Origin of the sequence: Streptomyces sp. BR1 (assembly GCF_052373795.1) — a bacterium.
Lineage (GTDB): Bacteria > Actinomycetota > Actinomycetes > Streptomycetales > Streptomycetaceae > Streptomyces.
On the sequence record NZ_CM126252.1, the window covers coordinates 478,242 to 495,501 of the forward strand.

Genomic DNA, 17,260 nt, shown 5'->3' on the forward strand with positions numbered 1-17,260 from the left:
GTTCCACTCTCGGGGACCCACGGCACTGGGCCGCAGGTTTGCTGGGCCGTACGGGTCCCTCGGGCGGGTCAGCCCTCGCCCTGGGCCGTCTCGATTCCGCCGTGCAGATCCGCGGCGGCCTCCACGGCCGAGACCGCCGACGCGCAGAGGCAGGCGAGGAGCGTGACCGCTATCAGGCGGGCGCCGCGCGAGCGGAGCGCGTCGGCGGCCGGGCGGCGGTCCAGGAGGGCGGCGACCCGGCGCGGCACCGGACCCGCCGCCGCCGCGAGCACCGCGCGCGGCCGCGCGGCCGGGGCGCCCGCGCGGCTGGCGAGCGCGGCGCGGCCGATGGCGCGGGCGGCGAGCCGACGGTCGCCGACGGCCCCGGCGGCGGCCTCGTCGGCGCAGCGCTCCAGGGCGTATTCGAGCGGGGCGCGCAGGGCGCGGAGCGCGGGGTGGCAGTGTGCGGCGAGTTCGGCGGCGGCGAGGAAGAGGTGGTGGCGGCCGCGCAGATGGGCGCGCTCGTGCGCGAACAGGGCCTCGCGCTCGGCCGGTTCGAGGGCGCGGAGCATGCCGGTGGTGACGACGATGCGACCGGGGCGACCGGGCAGCGCGTAGGCGTCGGGGCACGCGTCGCGCAGCACGGCGAGCTCACCGGTGCCGGGGGCGAGGCGGCGGTGCGCCGCGCGCAGCTCCGCGACCTGGCGGCGGGCGGTGCGGATCAGGGCCACGCCGGACAGGGCGAGCAGTGCGGTCGCCACGCAGGCGGCGGGGAGCGCGATCGCGGCGGGCACCTCGCGCAGTGGCGTCACCAGGTTGCCCAGGGACGCGACGAACTGCAGCCGCAGTGCCCCGGCCAGGGCGAGCAGCCCCAGCGCGGCAGTCGAGCAGGCGGCCAGACCCGTGGAGGCTGCGGCGAGCAGCCAGGCGGCCGGGCGCGGCGGCAGCGCCTCGGCGAGCCGCCGCGCGACCGGCACGGCCAGGAACGGCACGAGCAGCGGAATCCACACCGCGAAGATCATCCCTGGTCACCGCCCCGCGCCCGGCCCCGGTCGGACGACGTACGGGTGTCCTCTGCGCCGTCCGTGACCTCGGTCACCACGCCCGCGTCCCCGTCGAGCAGGGTGCGCAGCAGTTGCTCGTCCTCGTCGCTGAGCTGGGAGACGAAACGGGCCAGGACCGTCGAGCGGTCCTCCTCCTTCGCGAGCTCCGTGTGCATCCGGCGCGCGGTGAGGCCCGGCGAGTCCTCGGTCGGGGTGTAGGCGTAACCGCGGCCGGAGCGGCCCCGGGTGACGGCGCCCTTCTCGTACAGGCGGGTGAGGATCGTCGTCACCGTGGTGCGGGCGAGGCTGCCGCCGAGTGCTCCCTGGACCTCGCCGGGCGTGAGCGGCCCGTCGGCGGACCAGAGCGCGGCCAGCACGCCCGCCTCCAGCTCTCCGGCCGGGCGCCGTGCGTCACCGCCCTCGCGACCTGCGAACCGTCCGGTTCCGTCCATGACCCCCATGGGAACGTTCCTCCTGCATCATTCGTCTACAGTTCCGTAGACCGTCTACAACACTGTAGTCAGTCGGGCCCGCGCCACTCATGGCCCGCAGACCATTATGGGAGGGCCCACCGCCATGGCCGTACCCCTGTTCACCGCCGCCCCGCAGGCCGTGAACGTTCTCGACGCCGGCTCCCTGCTGTCGGCGTTCGGCGCGATCGGCATCGCCGTCGTGCTGTTCGCCGAGACCGGAATGCTCGTCGGCTTCTTCCTTCCCGGCGACTCGCTGCTGTTCACGGCCGGGCTGCTGTGCGTGCCGGGCGAGGACGGACCGGTGTCGCTGTCGCTGCCGCAGGTCCTGATCGCCGCGGTCGCGGGCGCCCTGATCGGTGCGCAGGCCGGGTTCTGGATCGGCCGCCGGGGCGGTCGCGCGCTGCTCACCCGCAGCAGGTCGAAGAAGCTGCACGAGGGCGCGGCCCGCGCCGAGGAGCTGCTCGCCAAGTACGGCCACGCGAAGGCGATCGTGCTGGCCCGCTTCGTGCCCATCGTCCGTACGGTGCTCAACCCGCTCGCGGGCGCGCTCGGCGTGCCGACCAGGGTCTTCACGCTCTGGCAGGTGGCGGGCGGCACGGTGTGGACGGTCGGCCTGGTGCTCGGCGGCTACGCGCTGGGCTCCTCCATCCCGAACGTCGACCGCTATCTGCTGCCGCTCGTCGCACTGGTGGTCGCCGTCTCCCTCACCCCGATCGCCCTGGAACTTCTGCGCGCCCGTCGCGCCCGCACCACCGAGGACGCCCGCTGATGCACTTCGACAACGGCCTGTACACCTGGATCACCGAGCGGGCGCAGGACGCCCCGGGCTGGGTCGACACCACCATCCGCCTCTGGTCGGACTACGGTCTCGGGCTCTTCGCGATACTGATGCTCCTCGTCTGGTGGCGCGCCCGGCGGGAGGGCGGCGCCAGGCTCGCGATGGCGCTCGCGGCCCCGCTCGTGGTGGTGGCGGCTTACCTCGCCAACGATGTGTTCAAGATGATCGTCCATGAGCAGCGGCCGTGTCAGACTCTGCACGTGGTGACCGTCGAGGCCTGTCCGCCGCTTGGCGACTGGTCCTTCCCCAGCAACCACGCCGCGATCGCGGCCGCCGCCGCCGTGGCCGTGCTGCTCACCGACCGGGCGCTGGCCTGGATCGCGGTGCCCGCGGCCCTGCTGATGGCCGCCTCCCGGGTCTGGATCGGCGCGCACTACCCGCATGACATCGCCGTGGGCCTCGTCGTGGGCGCGGTGGTCGCCCTGGTGCTCACGCTGCTGGCCCGCCGGGCCGTGCCGTTGGTGGAGCGCCTGGGCGACACGCGGCTCCGGCCGCTCGTGGCCGCCCGGTGACCAGGGCCCGGCGCGTCGGCGCGGCGGTCTGCCTGCTTCTGTTCGTCCTGCTCGCGGTGCTCGTCGCCGTACGGGACGGGGCACCGCTGCCCGGCGACCGGGCCACCCACACCTGGTCGGTCGACCACCGGCCACCGGTCGCGCTCGCCGTGTTCCGCGCGATCACGTCCACCGGCACCGGGGCACTCCCCTATCTCCTGGTCGTCGGCGCCGCGCTGCTGGCCGGGCGCGACGCCCGCCAGCGGCTCTGCGCGGCCGCCGGGGCGCTCGCGGTCCTGGCCCTCGGCCAAGCCGTACGGCATGGACTGATGGCGGCCGTCGCCCGTCCCCGGCCGAGCGTGGCCGACTGGGCCACTCACACCCACCCCTCCGGCTACTCGTTCCCCTCCGGCCACGCCACCACCGCCGCGCTGACGGCCGGTCTGGTGGCCGCGGCCATCCTCTCCCGCTCGCGCTCCACGGGCGCGCGCCTCGCCACCGCGCTGGTCCTGGTGTGGGGCGCGGCGGTCGGGCTCTCCCGGGTCTACCTCGGGGTGCACTGGCTGAGCGATGTGATCGCGGGCTGGCTCTTCGCCGCCGCGTGGCTGGCGCTCGGCGCGTGGGTGGGGGCGCCGCACGTACGGGCGGAGACACCACACAAGGAGCCGGTGCCCGGCGGCTGACGTCTCAGCAGGCCGCCATGCACGCCGCGCAGTAGCGGTCGGCGTCGGTGAGGTCCGGGTTCGGCGGGGTCGCCGCGTCCGGGCGGCCGAGCACGCGGCCGCACATCGTCCTCGGTTCATCGGTGCTCATGACATGCCAGAGCAACGCGGCCCGGCCCGCCGCCCCGCCCCCGGCGGGGTCCGGCTCGGCTCTCATCTCGTGCACAACAGGGTCCCTTCGGGGTGGGGCGAGCAGGACAACAGGGTTCAGGCGGACTTGAAGAACGCGTTCCAGCCGCCCGCCGGCGCCTGCCCGACCTCCAGCGAGCGCAGCCTGTCGAGGACCGCGGGGTGCTGGACGTCGAGCCAGTCCACGAACTGCCGGAACGACACCAGGCGTACGTCCTTCTTCCCGGCCATCGCCTTCAGCGCCTCCTCGACGGCGTCCATGTAGATCCCGCCGTTCCATTCCTCGAAGTGGTTGCCGATGTAGAGGGGCGCGCGGTTGGTCTCGTACGCGCGCTGGAACCCGGCGATGTACGACTGGGTCGCCTGCTCGCGCCAGCCCGGGTAGTTCGAGGGCATACCCCGGGTGGTGTTCTTCGACTGGTTGGCGAGGATGTTGTAGTCCATCGACAGGACCTCGAAGGAGTGGCCGGGGAACGGCATGGCCTGGAGCGGCAGATCCCAGACGCCCTCCTTCCTGACCGGCCACTTCTGGCTGCCGCCGGGCGAGGACGCGTCGTAACGCCAGCCCAGCTGCCGGGCGATGGGCAGCAGGTTGTCCTGGCCGAGCAGGCACGGGGTGCGGCCGCCGATCAGTTCCCTGTGGTAGTCGAAGGGCAGCGGTTCCAGGTCGTGCCACCCCGTGTTGGTGCGCCACTGGGTGACGAAGGAGACGGCCTGGTCGACCTCGCTGCGCCATTGGGCGGGCGTCCAGTTGGCCACCGAGCCGGATCCGGCGCAGAAATGGCCGTTGAAGTGCGTCCCGATCTCGTGTCCGTCGTACCAGGCCTCGCGTACGCATTTCAGCGTCTCGCGCAGATGCGCGTCGGTCAGATATCCGATATCGGAGGCGCCGACCGGGTTGTTCGGCGGCCGGTACAGCGACTTGCGTGATTCGGGCAGGAGATACAGCCCGGAGAGGAAGAACGTCATCGAGGCGCCGTGGTCGCGGGCGAGTTCCAGAAAGCGCGGGAAGAGACCGTTGCCGACTTCCCCGGCACCGTCCCAGGAGAAGATCACGAACTGCGGCGGAGTCTGGCCCGGTTCCAGCGGAACCGGCTTGTCGGGCTGGTGCGGCTGGCGTCCCGTGTCGGCTGTCGAACCGTCACCGATCAGTCTGACCTGCTGCTTTACCGGCGCATTAGGTGCGGCCGGATGGCCGGGACCCTTTCCCGTCCCCGGTGGTCGCCCGGAGTTCATCGCGCCTTCCGTGCCGCATCCGGCGACCGTGGCCGCCGCGGCGGCGCCAAGTCCGGCCCCGAGCAGTCCCCTTCGGCTGATCTCGCGCATCGTGTCTCCTGTCAGTCGTCCCGCGGACTCTTGATGTGTAGACCGGAGACTTCCGAATTAACCCGATAACCGATAACCGCCTCAGCGTACGACTCGTTCAACACCATTCCCCGCAACAACAGCCCGGCCGCACCGGATTTCTCCCGTACGTCCTCGTGAATTGCCCGGAAGTCGGCCGGAACGACGCGTGGTGGTGACGGCCGGGCCCGCGCACCGGGAGGATGAGCTCCATGCAGGAGACTTCGCACACGGGCACCCGGCGGGCCCCGGCCCCCCTCCGGCTGTCGTTCCGGACCGGCGACCTCGACGAGGCCCGGCAGGCGATATGTGAGACGTACTACGCGAACTCCATCGACGTACTGGACCGGAAGCACTCGCTCGACGTCGCGTTCGACGTCGTGCAGCTGGGCGCGCTGACCGTGGGAGACATACGCTGCGGCACCGATATCCGCATCCGGTTCGGCGACTTGGGCGCGTACCACGTCGACATACCCGTCTCCGGACAGCTGACCTGGCGTCAGGGAACCCGGGGTTCCGCCACCGCGACCCCCGCTTGTGCGGCCGTCTTCCAGCCGCAGGGCGACACGTCCCTGGACCGCTGGAACCGGGACTGCCGGCTGCACGCCGTCAAGGTCGGCCAGCAGGACCTGCTGCGGCATCTGGAGATCCTGCTGGACAGATCGGTGCCCGCCGGGATGCGGCTCACCCCCGAACTCGACATCAGCCAGGGCCTGGGCCGCAGCTGGGCGCGGCTCGTACGCCTGGTCGTCGAGGAGATGGCGGACGAGCACGGCGCGCTCAGCCATCCGCTCATGGCGGCCCAGCTCCAGGAGTCGCTGCTCACCGGCTTACTGCTCGCCACCGGGCACCGCTACCGCGAAGACCTCGACAAGCCCGTACGGACCCGGCTGCCGGGGCCGGTCAAACGGGTCGTGGACGCGATCCACGACCGCCCCGAGCACCCGTTCACCACCACCGAACTCGCCGCCGTCGCCCAGGTCGGCGCACGCTGGCTCCAGGAGGGGTTCCGCCGCCACCTCGGTATGTCCCCGATGGCCTATCTGCGCGATGTCCGGATGACCCGCGTCAACCAGGAGCTGCGCCAGGGCTCGCCCTGCCAACTGACCGTGGGGGAAGTCGCGTACCGCTGGGGCTTCACCCATCTCGGCCGCTTCGCCGACAGCTACCGCACGCGTTTCGGGGAGCTCCCCTCGCAGACGCTCGGCTCCCCCTGACCGCCCGCCGCCGCACGCACCCCGCCGACTGCGCGAAACGGCCACGCATCGCGGATCGGCCCCCGGAGATCCCGGCGGTACGTTTTCACCACCGTGCCCGGGACCCCGGCACGGCGTCGGCACCGTCGTCGGCGGCAGCCCGCGGGCTGCCCCTGGACCGGATCAGCTCCCCCCGCTGAGCCAGGGGCAGTCCGCGATCGTCTCCCTGACGCGAGTGTGGACCGACAACTCCCCTACGGCCCCGGCGAGCCCACCCGGCAGCGTTTGAGCAGGTGCTTGACGCGTTCCCCAGCCACCTGCCCAACAAGGCTCCCCTCATGTGGAGTTGATCCGCCCCTCGACAGGAAGGGCGACGGAAGCGATGATCAGCTCGATTCGGGGGATCTGACGGGCGTGACGTGAAGGTCTGGTGACGATCGCCCTGGGCGGGCGGTCGGCACCGTGCCCGCGACATCGGGGAGATGCCGGTGTTTCGAGCGGTGACGGATGCGGGGACGACGGCGGACGCGGCTGGCGCGCCGTCGGTGCCGCTGGTCGGGCGCGACGGTGAACTCGACCAGCTCGTAAGGCTGTTGACCGACGGCCGCAGGACGAGCAGGGTCGCGGTGGTCGAGGGGACGGCCGGTATCGGCAAGACCCGGCTGCTCGCGGCGGTGGGCGAGCGGGCCGCGTCGGCGGGGCGCGAGGTGCTGCGGGCGGCGGCCACCCCCGCCGACACCGACGTGCCCTACGGACTGCTGATGCACGCCCTGTACCACACCCCGGCATTGGACCTGCTGGAGGAGTTCGGCGAGCAGCCGGTCGAGGCACCGTCCCAGCGCCACCGCAGGCGCCGCAGGCTGCGGGACGCCCTGTTGGAGAACGCCGACCGTACGCCCGTGGTCCTGGTCCTGGACGACCTCCAGTGGGCCGACGAGGAGTCCCTGCGGCTCCTCGAACACCTCTTGCGCGGGCCGTCCGACCAGCGCCTCGGCTTCGTGCTTGCGCACCGTTCCGGGGGCTGCCCGCCGTGGCTGGCGCGGACCCTCGGGGACGCCGCCGCGCTGCGGATCGTGCTCGGCCCGCTCGGCCCGCCCGACGCCGCCCTCCTGGTGCCGGCGGCCCCGCCGGGCCGGGAGCGCCAGCTCGTCGCGGCGGGCCGCGGCAACCCCCGCCAGCTGCGTGTCCTCCACTCCCTGACGGCCGGGCTCGCGGCCGACCTGGCCGACGAGCTGGCGGCCGAGCTGGCCTCGGGGGACCCCCGTTCGATGGGCCTCCTCGACGGCTGGCACCCGGACCCCGACCTGCTCGGCGAGTTCGACAGCCTGTCGGCCCGCGCCCGGGCGGTGTTGCAGGCCGCCGCCGTCGCCGGTGCGGAGTTCGACCCGGCGCTCGTCGCGGAGGTGGCCGTCCTGCCGGAGCGCCGGGTCGGCATCGCCCTCGACGAACTGGCGGCCGGGCGGACCTTCACCCTGGCCATGCCGGTGACGGTCCTGATCGCCCAGCGCTTCATGAAGGAGGCGGGCCTGGCCCAGGAGAACTACCTCGGGGCCCAGTCCCGGATCGCGGACGGTCTGGTGGCCGCGCTCGCCGGTGTCCGCACCATCCGGGCCGCGGGCACCCTCGCCACGGAGACCGACCGCGTCCTGGAGCCGCTGCCCGAACTCTCCGCCGCCGGAAGCGCGATGTGGCGCACCGAGCGGGACGTCGTGTGGCGCATGGGACTCCTGCTGCCCCTGACCGACGTGCTGGTCCTGGCGGTGGCCGGCCTCGCGGTGGCAGACGGCCGGCTCGGCCCGGCTGGCCTGCTGGCCGTCACCGGATACCTGGCCCTGGCTTCCGGCATGGTCGAGGAGATCGACGCCCTGCTCGGGATCGCCCAGGCCCGCGCCGCCGCCCGCCGCCTCGGCGAGGTGTTCCGCCACGAGCCGCCCTCCGGGGGCGCGGAGAGCACCACGCCCGCGGACGGCGCGGTGCGGCTGCGCGGCGTCACCGTGCGCCACGCCGGTGAACCCGTCCTGGAACGACTGGACTTGAACCTTCCCGCCGGCACCGCCGTCGCCCTGGTCGGACGTACCGGCGCGGGCAAGAGCGTGCTGGCCGGCCTGCTCGGCCGGCTCACCGACCCCGACGAGGGCGAGATCTCGATCGGCGGCGTCCCGGTGCGCGACCTGCCCCTGGACCGGCTGCGCACCCTGGTGGTGCACGCCTTCGAACGGCCCGAGCTGTACGGGCGGACGGTCCACGAAGCCATCTCCTTCGGCCGGCCCGGGGTCGGCCGCGAGGACGTGGTCCGGGCCGCCCGCGCCGCGCAGGCCGACCGGTTCGTCCGACGGCTCCCGGCCGGATACGACACCCCGCTGGACGAGACCCCCCTGTCCGGCGGCGAACGCCAACGGCTGGGACTCGCCCGGACGTTGCTGCGTCCGGCGCTGGTGCACGTCCTGGACGACGCGACCTCGGGCCTGGACACCGCCACCGAAGCCGAGGTCAGCCGTTGCGTCACCGACCTGCTGGCCGGCCGCACCAGGCTCGTGGTGGCCCACCGCGCCGCCACCGCCGCCCGCTGCGACTTCGTCGCATGGCTGGACGGCGGCCGGATCCGCGCCTTCGGCCCGCACGGCCTGCTCTGGGCGGACCCCGACTACCGGGCGGTCTTCGGCCCGGCGGGCGCGACCGGCTCCCTCGCCGACCCGGATGCCGTGCAGAAGGAGCCGGACCCCATGAAGAAGGAGGACGAGCGGTGCCGCGTCGAACACCGATGAGGATCAGCCTCGGGCTCAGCGCCCCCGCATTGCGGCTGCTCGCCGACGGGCTGCGCGGCAGCGGCGGACCGCTGCGGCGGATCGCCGGGTGGTCGGTCCTGGAAGCCGCCCCCGCCCTGGCGTCGGGCTGGGTCACCGCGGCCGCGCTCGACCACGGGTTCCTGGCCGGCCGGCCCGGTGTCGGCCTGGCCTGGATCGCCCTGCTGGCCGGGCTGTTCTTCGCCCGGGCCGCCGCCGAGCGCGCCCTGTTCACCCCGCTCGCCGAGGTGGTCGAGAACCTGCGGGACACCTTGGTGCGCCGCGTGGTGCGCGGTGTGCTGGAGCGGGCCACGGCCGACGGGCGCGGCGGCGGCTCCACGGCCGTCGCCCAGCTGAACGGCCAGATGGACACCGTCCGCAACCTGACCGGGACACTGCTGCGCACCGCCCGTCCGCTGAGCGTGTCGCTGCTGGCCGCCGTGATCGGGCTGGCCGCGCTCGACCCGCTGCTCGCCGGGCTGGTACTGGCACCGCTGGTACCGGCGTTGGCCGTGTTCTTCTGGTCGATGCGCCGGCTGACGACGCGTCGGCGGCTGCTCGTCCTCGCCGAGGAGAAGGTCGCGGGCCGGGGCGGCGTTCGGCGCGTCCCGCGACATCACGGCGCTGGCGGCCGAGCCGCACGCCGCTTCGGTCGTGGAGCAGGAGGTGGCCGGGGCGGCCAGGGCACAGCTCGCCGTCGGACTGGCGGCCGCGCTGCGGGTGCCCGTGGTCCTGCTCGGCGGCCAACTGCCGCTGCTGCTCCTGCTGCTGGCCGGTCCCGGCCTGGTGGCGCACGGATCGGTCAGCCCCGGTGCCGTGGTCGGCGCGGCCACCTATGTGGCGGCCCACCTCCTGCCGGCCCTGCAGACGCTGGCGGGCGCGGTGTCCGGGTACTGGAGCCAGCTGGGCGTGGTGCTCCACCGGCTGGCCGAGGCCGCCACGGTGCCGGAGCCTCCTTCTGAGCCGTCCCGGTCCGACCGGCCGTCCCAGCCGTCGGAGCGGTCCCGGCCGTCCGAGCCCTGTGAGCCGGTGCCGGCGCCCCGGTGGCACGGGAAGGCTCCGCACATCGCGGTACGGGAGCTCGACTTCGCGTACGGCCCGCACGCCGAGCCCGTGCTGCGGCGGCTCAGCCTGGACGTCCCCTTCGGCGACCACCTCGCCATCGTCGGCCCGAGCGGCATCGGCAAGTCCACCCTCGCCGCGCTTCTCACCGGGATCGTCCCCCCGACCGCCGGCACGGTCAGCCTGGACGGCCGCCCGGTGACGGATCTCAAGGAGGTGCTGCGCTGCCGGCTGTTCGCCCTCGTCCCACAGGAGGCGTACGTCTTCCCGGGCACGGTCGCCGCCAACCTGGCCTATCTGGCCCCCGACGCCGACCCGGCCCACTTGGAGCACTCCGCCGAGGCGGTCGGGCTCTCCGCGGTGATCGACCGGCTCGGCGGGCTCGATGCCCGGCTCCGCTCCCCCGCCAGGGAACTGTCCTGTGGCGAGCGGCAGTTGTTCGCCCTGGCGCGGGTCCACGCCTGCGCGGCCCCGGTGGTGGTCCTCGACGAGGCCACCTGCCATCTCGACCCGGTCGCCGAGGAACGCGCGGAGGCCGCCTTCGCCGAGCGCCCCGGCACCCTCGTCGTCATCGCCCACCGGCTGGTCTCGGCCACCCGGGCCCGTCGGGTCCTGCTCCTCGACGGCGACCGGACGGCTCTGGGCACCCACGCCGAACTCCTCGTACGCAGCCCGCACTACGCGGAGCTCGTCGGCCACTGGGCGGGCGCGACGCCGGCCCGCCTCGCCGAGCCCCGGACGTACGAAAGGCCGTCCTCCCACGGATGAGAGAACGGCCTCCGACCTGCGTGAAACGCTGGTCGGGACGACAGGATTTGAACCTGCGACCCCTTGACCCCCAGTCAAGTGCGCTACCAAGCTGCGCCACGTCCCGGTGCCCGTCTGACCTGGGGTTTCCCCTGGCCGGTCGTGCATGAGAACCATACCGCACTTGACGCGGTGTTCCGGTACGGGGAGCGACGGCGGGGGACAATGGGCCCATGGAGACTTCTTCGCGCCGGGACCGGGACGCCGAGGGGCGGGCGCGCAACGCGCGGCCCAGGGACGGTCTGGGCCGCCCGCTGCCGTACGGGGCGCCCGGGGTGGAGCGCCAGCCCGAGGGCGTCGCACGCACCCCGGACGAGACCGTGCGGGAGGCGCAGCGGCTGCTCGACGCGGGGATGCCGTTCCACGCCCACGAGGTGTTCGAGGACGCGTGGAAGTCGGGGCCGGAGAGCGAGCGCGAGCTGTGGCGAGGCCTTGCGCAGCTCGCCGTCGGGCTCACGCACGCCGCGCGCGGCAACGCGAAGGGCGGCGCCGCACTGCTCGCCCGGGGCGCGGACTCGCTGGCGCGGTATGTGGGGATACCGCTGTACGGGATCGATCTGACCGGGCTGATGGCGTGGGCGCACGAGCTGACAGACCGGCTGCCCGGCCCGGTGGACGCGGCGACCGAGGCACCCCGGCTCACTCGCTGAAGCCGAAACCTCACTCGCTGACCAGCACCACTTCCAGCGTGCGCGGACCGTGTACGCCCTCCACCCGGTCCAGTTCGATGTCGCTCGTCGCCGACGGGCCGGAGATCCACGTCAGCGGGCGCGTCGGGTCGAGCCGGGCCATCGCCTGCGGGACCGACGCCACGACCTGGTCCGGTACCCGTACGACGCAGATGTGGTGGTCGGGGACGAGGGTGATCCGGCGTCGGCCTTGATCAGGGCCGCCGTCCAGGACGATCGTGCCGGTCTCGGCGATCGCGAGCGCGCAGCCGGTCACCACGCTGTCCACCTCGTCGAGTTCGGCCGGTGTCAACACGGCCCGGTCGTGGATGCGTACGGGATCCGCCGCGCTCAGCCAGTACGGGGGCAGCACGGGCGGCACCAGGACCGTGGCCGCACCCCGCTCGGCCAGCAGCCGCATGAGCAGCATCGGCAGGCCGTCGTCGTCCGCGCGGTGCACGACCGCCCGGTAGTCGGCCAGGTTCTCGTGCAACAGGCCGACCATGGCCCCGGGGTCGTCCGGCGTGTGGCTCACGAGGTAGTCGCGGCTGGGCTCGGGGGCCTCGCGGGCGTCGGCCACGGCGGTGCGGACGCGGGCCAGGATGCGGTCGCGGGAGTTCATCGGCTGCGCTTCTTCCACCAGTCGCGGAACGATTCCTCGGGCATCTCAGGCAGGGCGCGGCTGTCGGTCCACGCACCGGCACCGGGCGGGTTCTTCGGGTGGAGGCGACGGGTCCGCGTCGCCGCCCGCTCGGCCGCCGCCATCACCGCGGGCCGGTCCATGGCCCAGCTCGCCGCCTTCATGGCCGCCTTCTCCAGGCGGTGCCCCTTGCCGCCCTGTTCCGCCACCCGCTCACGCAGATGCACAAGCACCTCGGGGATGTCGATGGCGACCGGGCACACCTCGTAGCAGGCGCCGCACAGGGACGAGGCGTACGGCAGCGAGGCGTCGATCTCGCTCTGCGTGCCCCGGAGTTGGGGGCTCAGGATGGCGCCGATGGGGCCGGGGTAGACCGAGCCGTACGCATGGCCGCCGGCCCGTTCGTACACCGGGCACACATTGAGGCAGGCCGAGCAGCGGATGCAGCGCAGTGCCTGGCGGCCCACCTCGTCGGCGAGGGTGTCGGTGCGGCCGTTGTCGAGCAGGACGAGGTGGAAGGCCGAGGGACCGTCGCCGTCCGTGGTGCCGGTCCACATGCTCGTGTACGGGTTCATGCGCTCGGCCGTCGAGGAGCGCGGCAGCGTCTGGAGGAAGACTTCCAGGTCCTGCCAGGTGGGGACGACCTTCTCAATGCCGACGACCGAGATCAGCGTCTCGGGGAGCGTCAGGCACATCCGGCCGTTGCCCTCGGATTCCAGGACGACGAGGGTGCCGGTCTCGGCGACCATGAAGTTGGCCCCGGAGACGGCGACCTTGGCGCGCAGGAACTTCTCGCGCAGATGCAGCCGCGCCGCCTCGGCCAGTTCGGCGGGCGTGTCACCGAGCCCGTCCGGGGCGGGTCTGCCCCAACTGCCCATCCGCGCACGGAAGATGTCGCGGATCTCGCCCCGGTTGCGGTGGATGGCGGGCACCAGGATGTGGGACGGGCGGTCGTCGCCGAGCTGCACGATGAGTTCGGCGAGGTCCGTCTCGTACGCGGTGATGCCCTCGGCGGCGAGTGCTTCGTTGAGGCCGATCTCCTGGGTGGCCATCGACTTGACCTTGACGACCTCGCGCTCGCCGGTGGCCTTCACCAGGTCGGCGACGATGCGGTTGGCCTCGGCGGCGTCGGCGGCCCAGTGGACGGTGCCCCCGGCGCGTACGACCGACTCCTCCAACTGCACGAGGTAGCGGTCGAGATGGCGCAGGGTGTGGTCCTTGATCTGTTTTCCGGCCTCGCGCAGCTGCTGCCAGTCGGCGAGTTCGGCGACCGCTTTGGCGCGTTTGTCGCGGATGGTGTGGGTGGCGTGCCGGAGGTTGGCGCGCAGGGTGGCGTCATGGACAGCGCCCTTCGCCGCCACCGGGAAGGACGGCATGCCGACGAACGTGCCGCTCATACGTGGGGCTCCGCTTCCGTGCTGGCCAGGATCTCGGCTAGGTGCAGGGCGCGCAGGGGGCTGTCCTGGCGGCGGAGAATGCCGCCGAGGTGCATCAGACAGGAGCTGTCGGCGCCGCACAGCACCTCGGCGCCGGTGCAGAGCGCACTGTTCACCTTGTCGCTGCCCATCGCGGCGGAGACGTCCGGGTTCTTGAGGGCGAAGGTGCCGCCGAAGCCGCAGCACTCCTCGGCGCCGGGCAGTTCGCGCAGCTCAAGCCCCTTGACGGCCTCCAGCAGCTTGCGCGGCCGCTCCCCCAGCCCCAGCATCCGCAAACCGTGGCAGGACGGGTGATAGGTGACGGTGTGCGGGAAGTACGCGCCGACGTCCGTGACACCGAGGACGTCGACCAGGAACTCGGACAACTCGCACACGCGCGGCACCAGCGACCCGGCGATCTCGCCGAGCTCCGTGCCCCGGCCCTCGGCGGCCGCTTTCCTGGCGATCCGGGGGTAGTTGTCGCGGACCATCGCGGCGCACGAGCCGGACGGGGTGACCACATGGTCGTACCCCTCGAACACCGCGCCCATCCGGCGCACCAGCGGCTCGGTCCCGCGGCGGTAGCCGGTGTTGAACTGGGCCTGTCCGCAGCACGTCTGGCCGGGCGGGAAGTCGACCTCGACGCCCAGGCGTTCGAGGAGTCTCACCGTCGCGATGCCCGTGGCCGGGTACACCGCGTCATTGACGCAGGTGACGAAGAGTGCGACACGCATGGTCGGAGGATAGGCGGTGGCTGTCGGCCACGATAGGGCTCGCTGTTCTGCGCCGCGTACGGATGCGGCAGACTCGGGGCCGTGAGAAAGATCTATGTCATCGGCATCGGGGCGGGCGACCCCGACTATCTGACGCTCCAGGCCGTCAAGGCGATGAACAAGGCGGATGCCTTCTTCATCATGGAGAAGGGCGAGGAGAAGTCCGATCTGACGCGGCTGCGCCGGGACATCCTCGACGCGCACGTCACCGGTCGCCCGTACCGGCTCGTCGAGGCGCGCGACCCCGAGCGCGACCGCAAGACATCGGACTACTCGCCCGCCGTCGACGACTGGCGGCGCCGCCGGGCCGACCTCTACGAGCGGTTCATCGTCGGCGACCTGGCCGAGGACGAGTGCGGCGCGTTCCTGGTGTGGGGCGATCCGATGCTCTACGACTCCACGCTCGGCATCCTGGAGGAGATCCTGGAGCGCGGCGCGGTCACGTTCACGTACGAGGTGGTGCCGGGCATCAGCAGCGTCTCGGCGCTCCTCGCCAAGCACCGCACGGGTCTGAACCGGGTGGCCCGGCCCGTGCAGATCACCACCGGGCGGCGGCTCGCGGAGGGCTGGCCGGACGCGGTCGACGACGTGGTGGTGATGCTGGACGCCCGCCAGGCCTTCACCCGCCATCTCGACCAGGAGCTCTACATCTACTGGGGCGCGTACGTCGGCACGCCGGACGAGATCCTGGTGCAGGGGCGGCTCGCCGAGGTGTCCGACCGCATCGAGGAGCTGCGAGCGGAGGCGCGCGAGCGCAAGGGGTGGATCATGGACACCTATCTGCTGCGGCGCGACTGAGCAGCGCGAGCACACCGTCCACATCGGCGGCCGTACGTACTCCAGCGGGCGGCTCCGGTCGCCGCACCACCACGACCGGCAGGCCGAGTTCACGGGCGGCGGTGAGCTTGGCGGCGGTGGCGGGGCCGCCGCTGTCCTTGGTGACGACGACGTCGATACGGTGCGTACGCAGCACCTCGCGCTCGCCGTCGAGGGTGAACGGGCCCCGGTCCAGGATCAGTTCGCAGTTACGGGGCGTCGGGGGCTCGGGCGGCTCGACGGAGCGGACCAAGAACCACAAGTCGTCGTTCTCCGCGAAGGCTGCCAGGCCCAGGCGGCCCGTGGTGAGGAAGACGCGGGTGCCGAGCGTCGGGAGCAGAGTGGCGGCCTCCTTCAAGGTACCCACGCTGTGCCAGCGGTCGCCGGGGCCGGGTGTCCAGCCCGGGCGGCGCAGGGCGATGAGTTCGACGCCGGTGGCGCGGGCCGCCTCGGGGGCGTTCTCGCTGATGCGCTCGGCGAAGGGGTGGGTGGCGTCGACGACGACGGTGACCCGGTGCTCGCGGATCCATCGCGCGAGTCCCTCGGCGCCGCCGAACCCGCCGATGCGCACCTCGCCCGCCGGTGTCCGGGGTACGGCGACGCGTCCGGCCAGCGACGCGGTGACGCGGACGCCCCCGCCGTCGACGAGCCGCGCGGCGAGCTCCCGCGCTTCGGCGGTGCCGGCGAGGACCAGGACGTGGGGGGCGGGCATGGGGCGAGGATAATCGCTGCTCACGAGCGATGTTCCCTCACCACGTGAGGTGCAGCGCCTCCGGGGAGCGGTGGATCATCGTCGGCCGCATCGCCACCGGCACGTCCGGCGCGAGCCGCAGCCCGGGCAGCCTCGTCGTCAGCAGCTCCACCGTGACCCGCAGCTGTTCGCGGGCCAGCTGGGCGCCGGGGCAGCCGTGGACGCCGTGGCCGAAGGAGAGATGGCGGGAGGGCTGGCGGGTGATGTCGAAGACGTCGGGCCGTTCATGGCGGCGGGCGTCCCGGTTGGCGGAGCCGAACGCCACGAACACCACGGCTCCGGTGGGCAGTTCGGTGCCGGACAGGAGCACCGGGCGGGTGGTGATCCGGCGGAACCCCTGGAGCGCGGTGTCGTAACGCAGCGCCTCCTCGACCGCCGCCGGGATCAACTCCGGTTTCTCGCACAGCAGTTCCCACTGCGTGCGATGGCGCAGCAGATGCAGCACGGTCGTACCGATCTGCGCGGTCGTCGTGAGATGCCCGGCGAGCAGGAAGTTCTGGAGGTGGGCGACCAGTTCATGGCGCTCCTCCAGCGTCAGCTCACCGCTGTCGGGTGTCGACAGGGCCGTCAGCAGGCCCGTGCACAGGTCGTCGCGCGGGTGCACCCGCCGTGAGCGTACGTACGTGTCGAGCAGTTGCTGCATCGTCACCACGTCCCGGGCGGCCGCTATCTGGTCCGCCTCGTCCATCGGGCGGAACAGCAGCTCCTCGGCACGGTGGCCGCCGTGCACCGCGACCGGCACGTCCACCGGGTCGAGCCCCATCAGGCGCCCGATCACGTCCCCGGGCAGCACCCTCGCGTACCGCGCCATCAGCTCGACCTGGCCGCGCGCCTCGAAGGACTCGACGAGCTCGGTCGCGCGCTCGGTGAGATACGGGACGACGGCGGCGACCCGGGCGGGCGAGAGGCCGTGGACGTGGGGGGCGCGCAGCCGCTGGTGCTGGGGGCCGTCCGAGGTGACCACGACCGGGCGGCCGCCGAAGCCCATGCCGAGCTCGGCGAGGACGGCGGGGCCCGGGATGACGTCCGGGCGCAGCGCGTTGGCCGAGGAGAACGCCTCGGGCCTGCGCAGCACTTCCCGTACGTCGGCGTCGCGGGCGACCAGCCAGGCGTCCAGTTCGGGGACGAAGGTCAGGCCCTCGGTCTGCCGGGCGCGCGCGTAGTGCGGATAGGGGTCGCGCTGGAGCGCGTCGAGCCGTGCGTGCTCATGCCTGTCCACAAGGCTCATCGTGTACGAAGCACCGCCGTCACGGAAGAGCACCGGTGGGCCTGACACGCTGTGCCCGGTGCGGAGCGCGGCCGCCGGGCCCGGGGAAGAGGGTCCGGCGGC

At 73.0% G+C, this 17,260-nt stretch carries 18 protein-coding genes and 1 tRNA gene; 9 read left to right on the top strand and 10 right to left on the bottom strand.

Features of this window, described 5'->3' with window-relative positions; translation table 11 throughout:
- Positions 1-68: 68 nt before the first annotated feature.
- Both ACT1U9_RS02185 and ACT1U9_RS02190 read right to left on the bottom strand, forming a co-directional pair.
- Entirely contained in the window at positions 69-1,001 is a 933-nt protein-coding gene (locus ACT1U9_RS02185; RefSeq protein ID WP_444536652.1) for a M56 family metallopeptidase, read from the bottom strand.
- The gene (locus tag ACT1U9_RS02190) at positions 998-1,474 is read right to left on the bottom strand and encodes a BlaI/MecI/CopY family transcriptional regulator (protein ID WP_444536653.1); all 477 of its coding nucleotides are present in this window, start codon (positions 1,472-1,474) and stop codon (positions 998-1,000) included. Before ACT1U9_RS02190 ends, ACT1U9_RS02185 begins: the two co-directional genes overlap by 4 nt.
- Before the next feature lie 124 nt (positions 1,475-1,598).
- Between ACT1U9_RS02190 and ACT1U9_RS02195 the strand changes: the two genes are divergently transcribed.
- Genes ACT1U9_RS02195 through ACT1U9_RS02205 form a run of 3 tightly spaced genes read left to right on the top strand, consistent with a single transcriptional unit; the run spans position 1,599 to position 3,507 of the window.
- The gene (locus ACT1U9_RS02195; RefSeq protein ID WP_444536654.1) at positions 1,599-2,264 is read left to right on the top strand and encodes a DedA family protein; all 666 of its coding nucleotides are present in this window, start codon (positions 1,599-1,601) and stop codon (positions 2,262-2,264) included.
- Positions 2,264-2,845, top strand: a complete 582-nt coding sequence (locus tag ACT1U9_RS02200; protein ID WP_444536655.1) for a phosphatase PAP2 family protein — start codon at positions 2,264-2,266, stop codon at positions 2,843-2,845. Before ACT1U9_RS02195 ends, ACT1U9_RS02200 begins: the two co-directional genes overlap by 1 nt.
- Complete coding sequence (locus ACT1U9_RS02205) at positions 2,842-3,507, top strand: phosphatase PAP2 family protein (protein WP_444536656.1); 666 nt, start codon at positions 2,842-2,844, stop codon at positions 3,505-3,507. Before ACT1U9_RS02200 ends, ACT1U9_RS02205 begins: the two co-directional genes overlap by 4 nt.
- 4 nt (positions 3,508-3,511) lie before the next feature.
- Here ACT1U9_RS02205 and ACT1U9_RS02210 read toward each other — a convergent pair whose 3' ends face one another.
- Positions 3,512-3,712, bottom strand: coding sequence for a hypothetical protein (locus ACT1U9_RS02210; protein WP_444536657.1), 201 nt, complete (start codon positions 3,710-3,712; stop codon positions 3,512-3,514).
- 41 nt (positions 3,713-3,753) lie between these two features.
- The gene (locus tag ACT1U9_RS02215) at positions 3,754-5,001 is read right to left on the bottom strand and encodes a hypothetical protein (protein WP_444536658.1); all 1,248 of its coding nucleotides are present in this window, start codon (positions 4,999-5,001) and stop codon (positions 3,754-3,756) included.
- A 230-nt stretch (positions 5,002-5,231) separates the two neighbouring features.
- On the opposite strand from ACT1U9_RS02215, the gene ACT1U9_RS02220 reads away from it, so the two are divergent.
- The 4 genes from ACT1U9_RS02220 (at position 5,232) to ACT1U9_RS02235 (ending at position 10,828) form a co-directional block, all read left to right on the top strand.
- Entirely contained in the window at positions 5,232-6,236 is a 1,005-nt protein-coding gene (locus ACT1U9_RS02220) for an AraC family transcriptional regulator (protein WP_444536659.1), read from the top strand.
- A gap of 461 nt (positions 6,237-6,697) precedes the next feature.
- Positions 6,698-8,980 (top strand): ATP-binding cassette domain-containing protein, encoded by a 2,283-nt coding sequence (locus ACT1U9_RS02225; protein ID WP_444536660.1) that lies wholly within the window; start codon positions 6,698-6,700, stop codon positions 8,978-8,980.
- Positions 8,959-9,960, top strand: coding sequence for a hypothetical protein (locus ACT1U9_RS02230; RefSeq protein ID WP_444536661.1), 1,002 nt, complete (start codon positions 8,959-8,961; stop codon positions 9,958-9,960). Before ACT1U9_RS02225 ends, ACT1U9_RS02230 begins: the two co-directional genes overlap by 22 nt.
- Positions 9,961-10,111: 151 nt before the next feature.
- Positions 10,112-10,828 (top strand): ATP-binding cassette domain-containing protein, encoded by a 717-nt coding sequence (locus ACT1U9_RS02235; protein WP_444538984.1) that lies wholly within the window; start codon positions 10,112-10,114, stop codon positions 10,826-10,828.
- Positions 10,829-10,857: 29 nt separating this feature from the next.
- On the opposite strand, the gene ACT1U9_RS02240 is transcribed toward ACT1U9_RS02235, so the two are convergent.
- A tRNA-Pro gene (locus ACT1U9_RS02240) sits at positions 10,858-10,934 on the bottom strand.
- 106 nt (positions 10,935-11,040) lie between these two features.
- On the opposite strand from ACT1U9_RS02240, the gene ACT1U9_RS02245 reads away from it, so the two are divergent.
- Positions 11,041-11,517, top strand: a complete 477-nt coding sequence (locus ACT1U9_RS02245; protein WP_444536662.1) for a DUF309 domain-containing protein — start codon at positions 11,041-11,043, stop codon at positions 11,515-11,517.
- Between the two features lie 10 nt (positions 11,518-11,527).
- Here ACT1U9_RS02245 and ACT1U9_RS02250 read toward each other — a convergent pair whose 3' ends face one another.
- From ACT1U9_RS02250 to ACT1U9_RS02260, 3 genes are read right to left on the bottom strand one after another with little or no spacing between them, the layout of a single operon-like run.
- On the bottom strand, positions 11,528-12,157 hold the full coding sequence (locus ACT1U9_RS02250) for a LutC/YkgG family protein (protein WP_444536663.1): 630 nt from the start codon (positions 12,155-12,157) through the stop codon (positions 11,528-11,530).
- Positions 12,154-13,572: a LutB/LldF family L-lactate oxidation iron-sulfur protein gene (locus ACT1U9_RS02255; RefSeq protein ID WP_444536664.1), complete on the bottom strand. Its 1,419-nt coding sequence runs from the start codon at positions 13,570-13,572 to the stop codon at positions 12,154-12,156. The genes ACT1U9_RS02250 and ACT1U9_RS02255 overlap by 4 nt, the downstream gene beginning before the upstream one ends.
- Positions 13,569-14,324 (bottom strand): (Fe-S)-binding protein, encoded by a 756-nt coding sequence (locus ACT1U9_RS02260; RefSeq protein WP_444536665.1) that lies wholly within the window; start codon positions 14,322-14,324, stop codon positions 13,569-13,571. The genes ACT1U9_RS02255 and ACT1U9_RS02260 overlap by 4 nt, the downstream gene beginning before the upstream one ends.
- Positions 14,325-14,405: 81 nt before the next feature.
- On the opposite strand from ACT1U9_RS02260, the gene cobF reads away from it, so the two are divergent.
- Positions 14,406-15,161 (top strand): precorrin-6A synthase (deacetylating), encoded by a 756-nt coding sequence (gene cobF, locus ACT1U9_RS02265; protein WP_444536666.1) that lies wholly within the window; start codon positions 14,406-14,408, stop codon positions 15,159-15,161.
- Here the strand turns inward: cobF and ACT1U9_RS02270 are convergent.
- Together ACT1U9_RS02270 and ACT1U9_RS02275 are read right to left on the bottom strand one after the other, a co-directional pair.
- Complete coding sequence (locus ACT1U9_RS02270; RefSeq protein WP_444536667.1) at positions 15,130-15,891, bottom strand: cobalt-precorrin-6A reductase; 762 nt, start codon at positions 15,889-15,891, stop codon at positions 15,130-15,132. The two genes, cobF and ACT1U9_RS02270, sit on opposite strands and share 32 nt — an antisense overlap.
- A 37-nt stretch (positions 15,892-15,928) precedes the next feature.
- Entirely contained in the window at positions 15,929-17,149 is a 1,221-nt protein-coding gene (locus ACT1U9_RS02275) for a cytochrome P450 (protein WP_444536668.1), read from the bottom strand.
- Between the last annotated feature and the right edge of the window lie 111 nt (positions 17,150-17,260).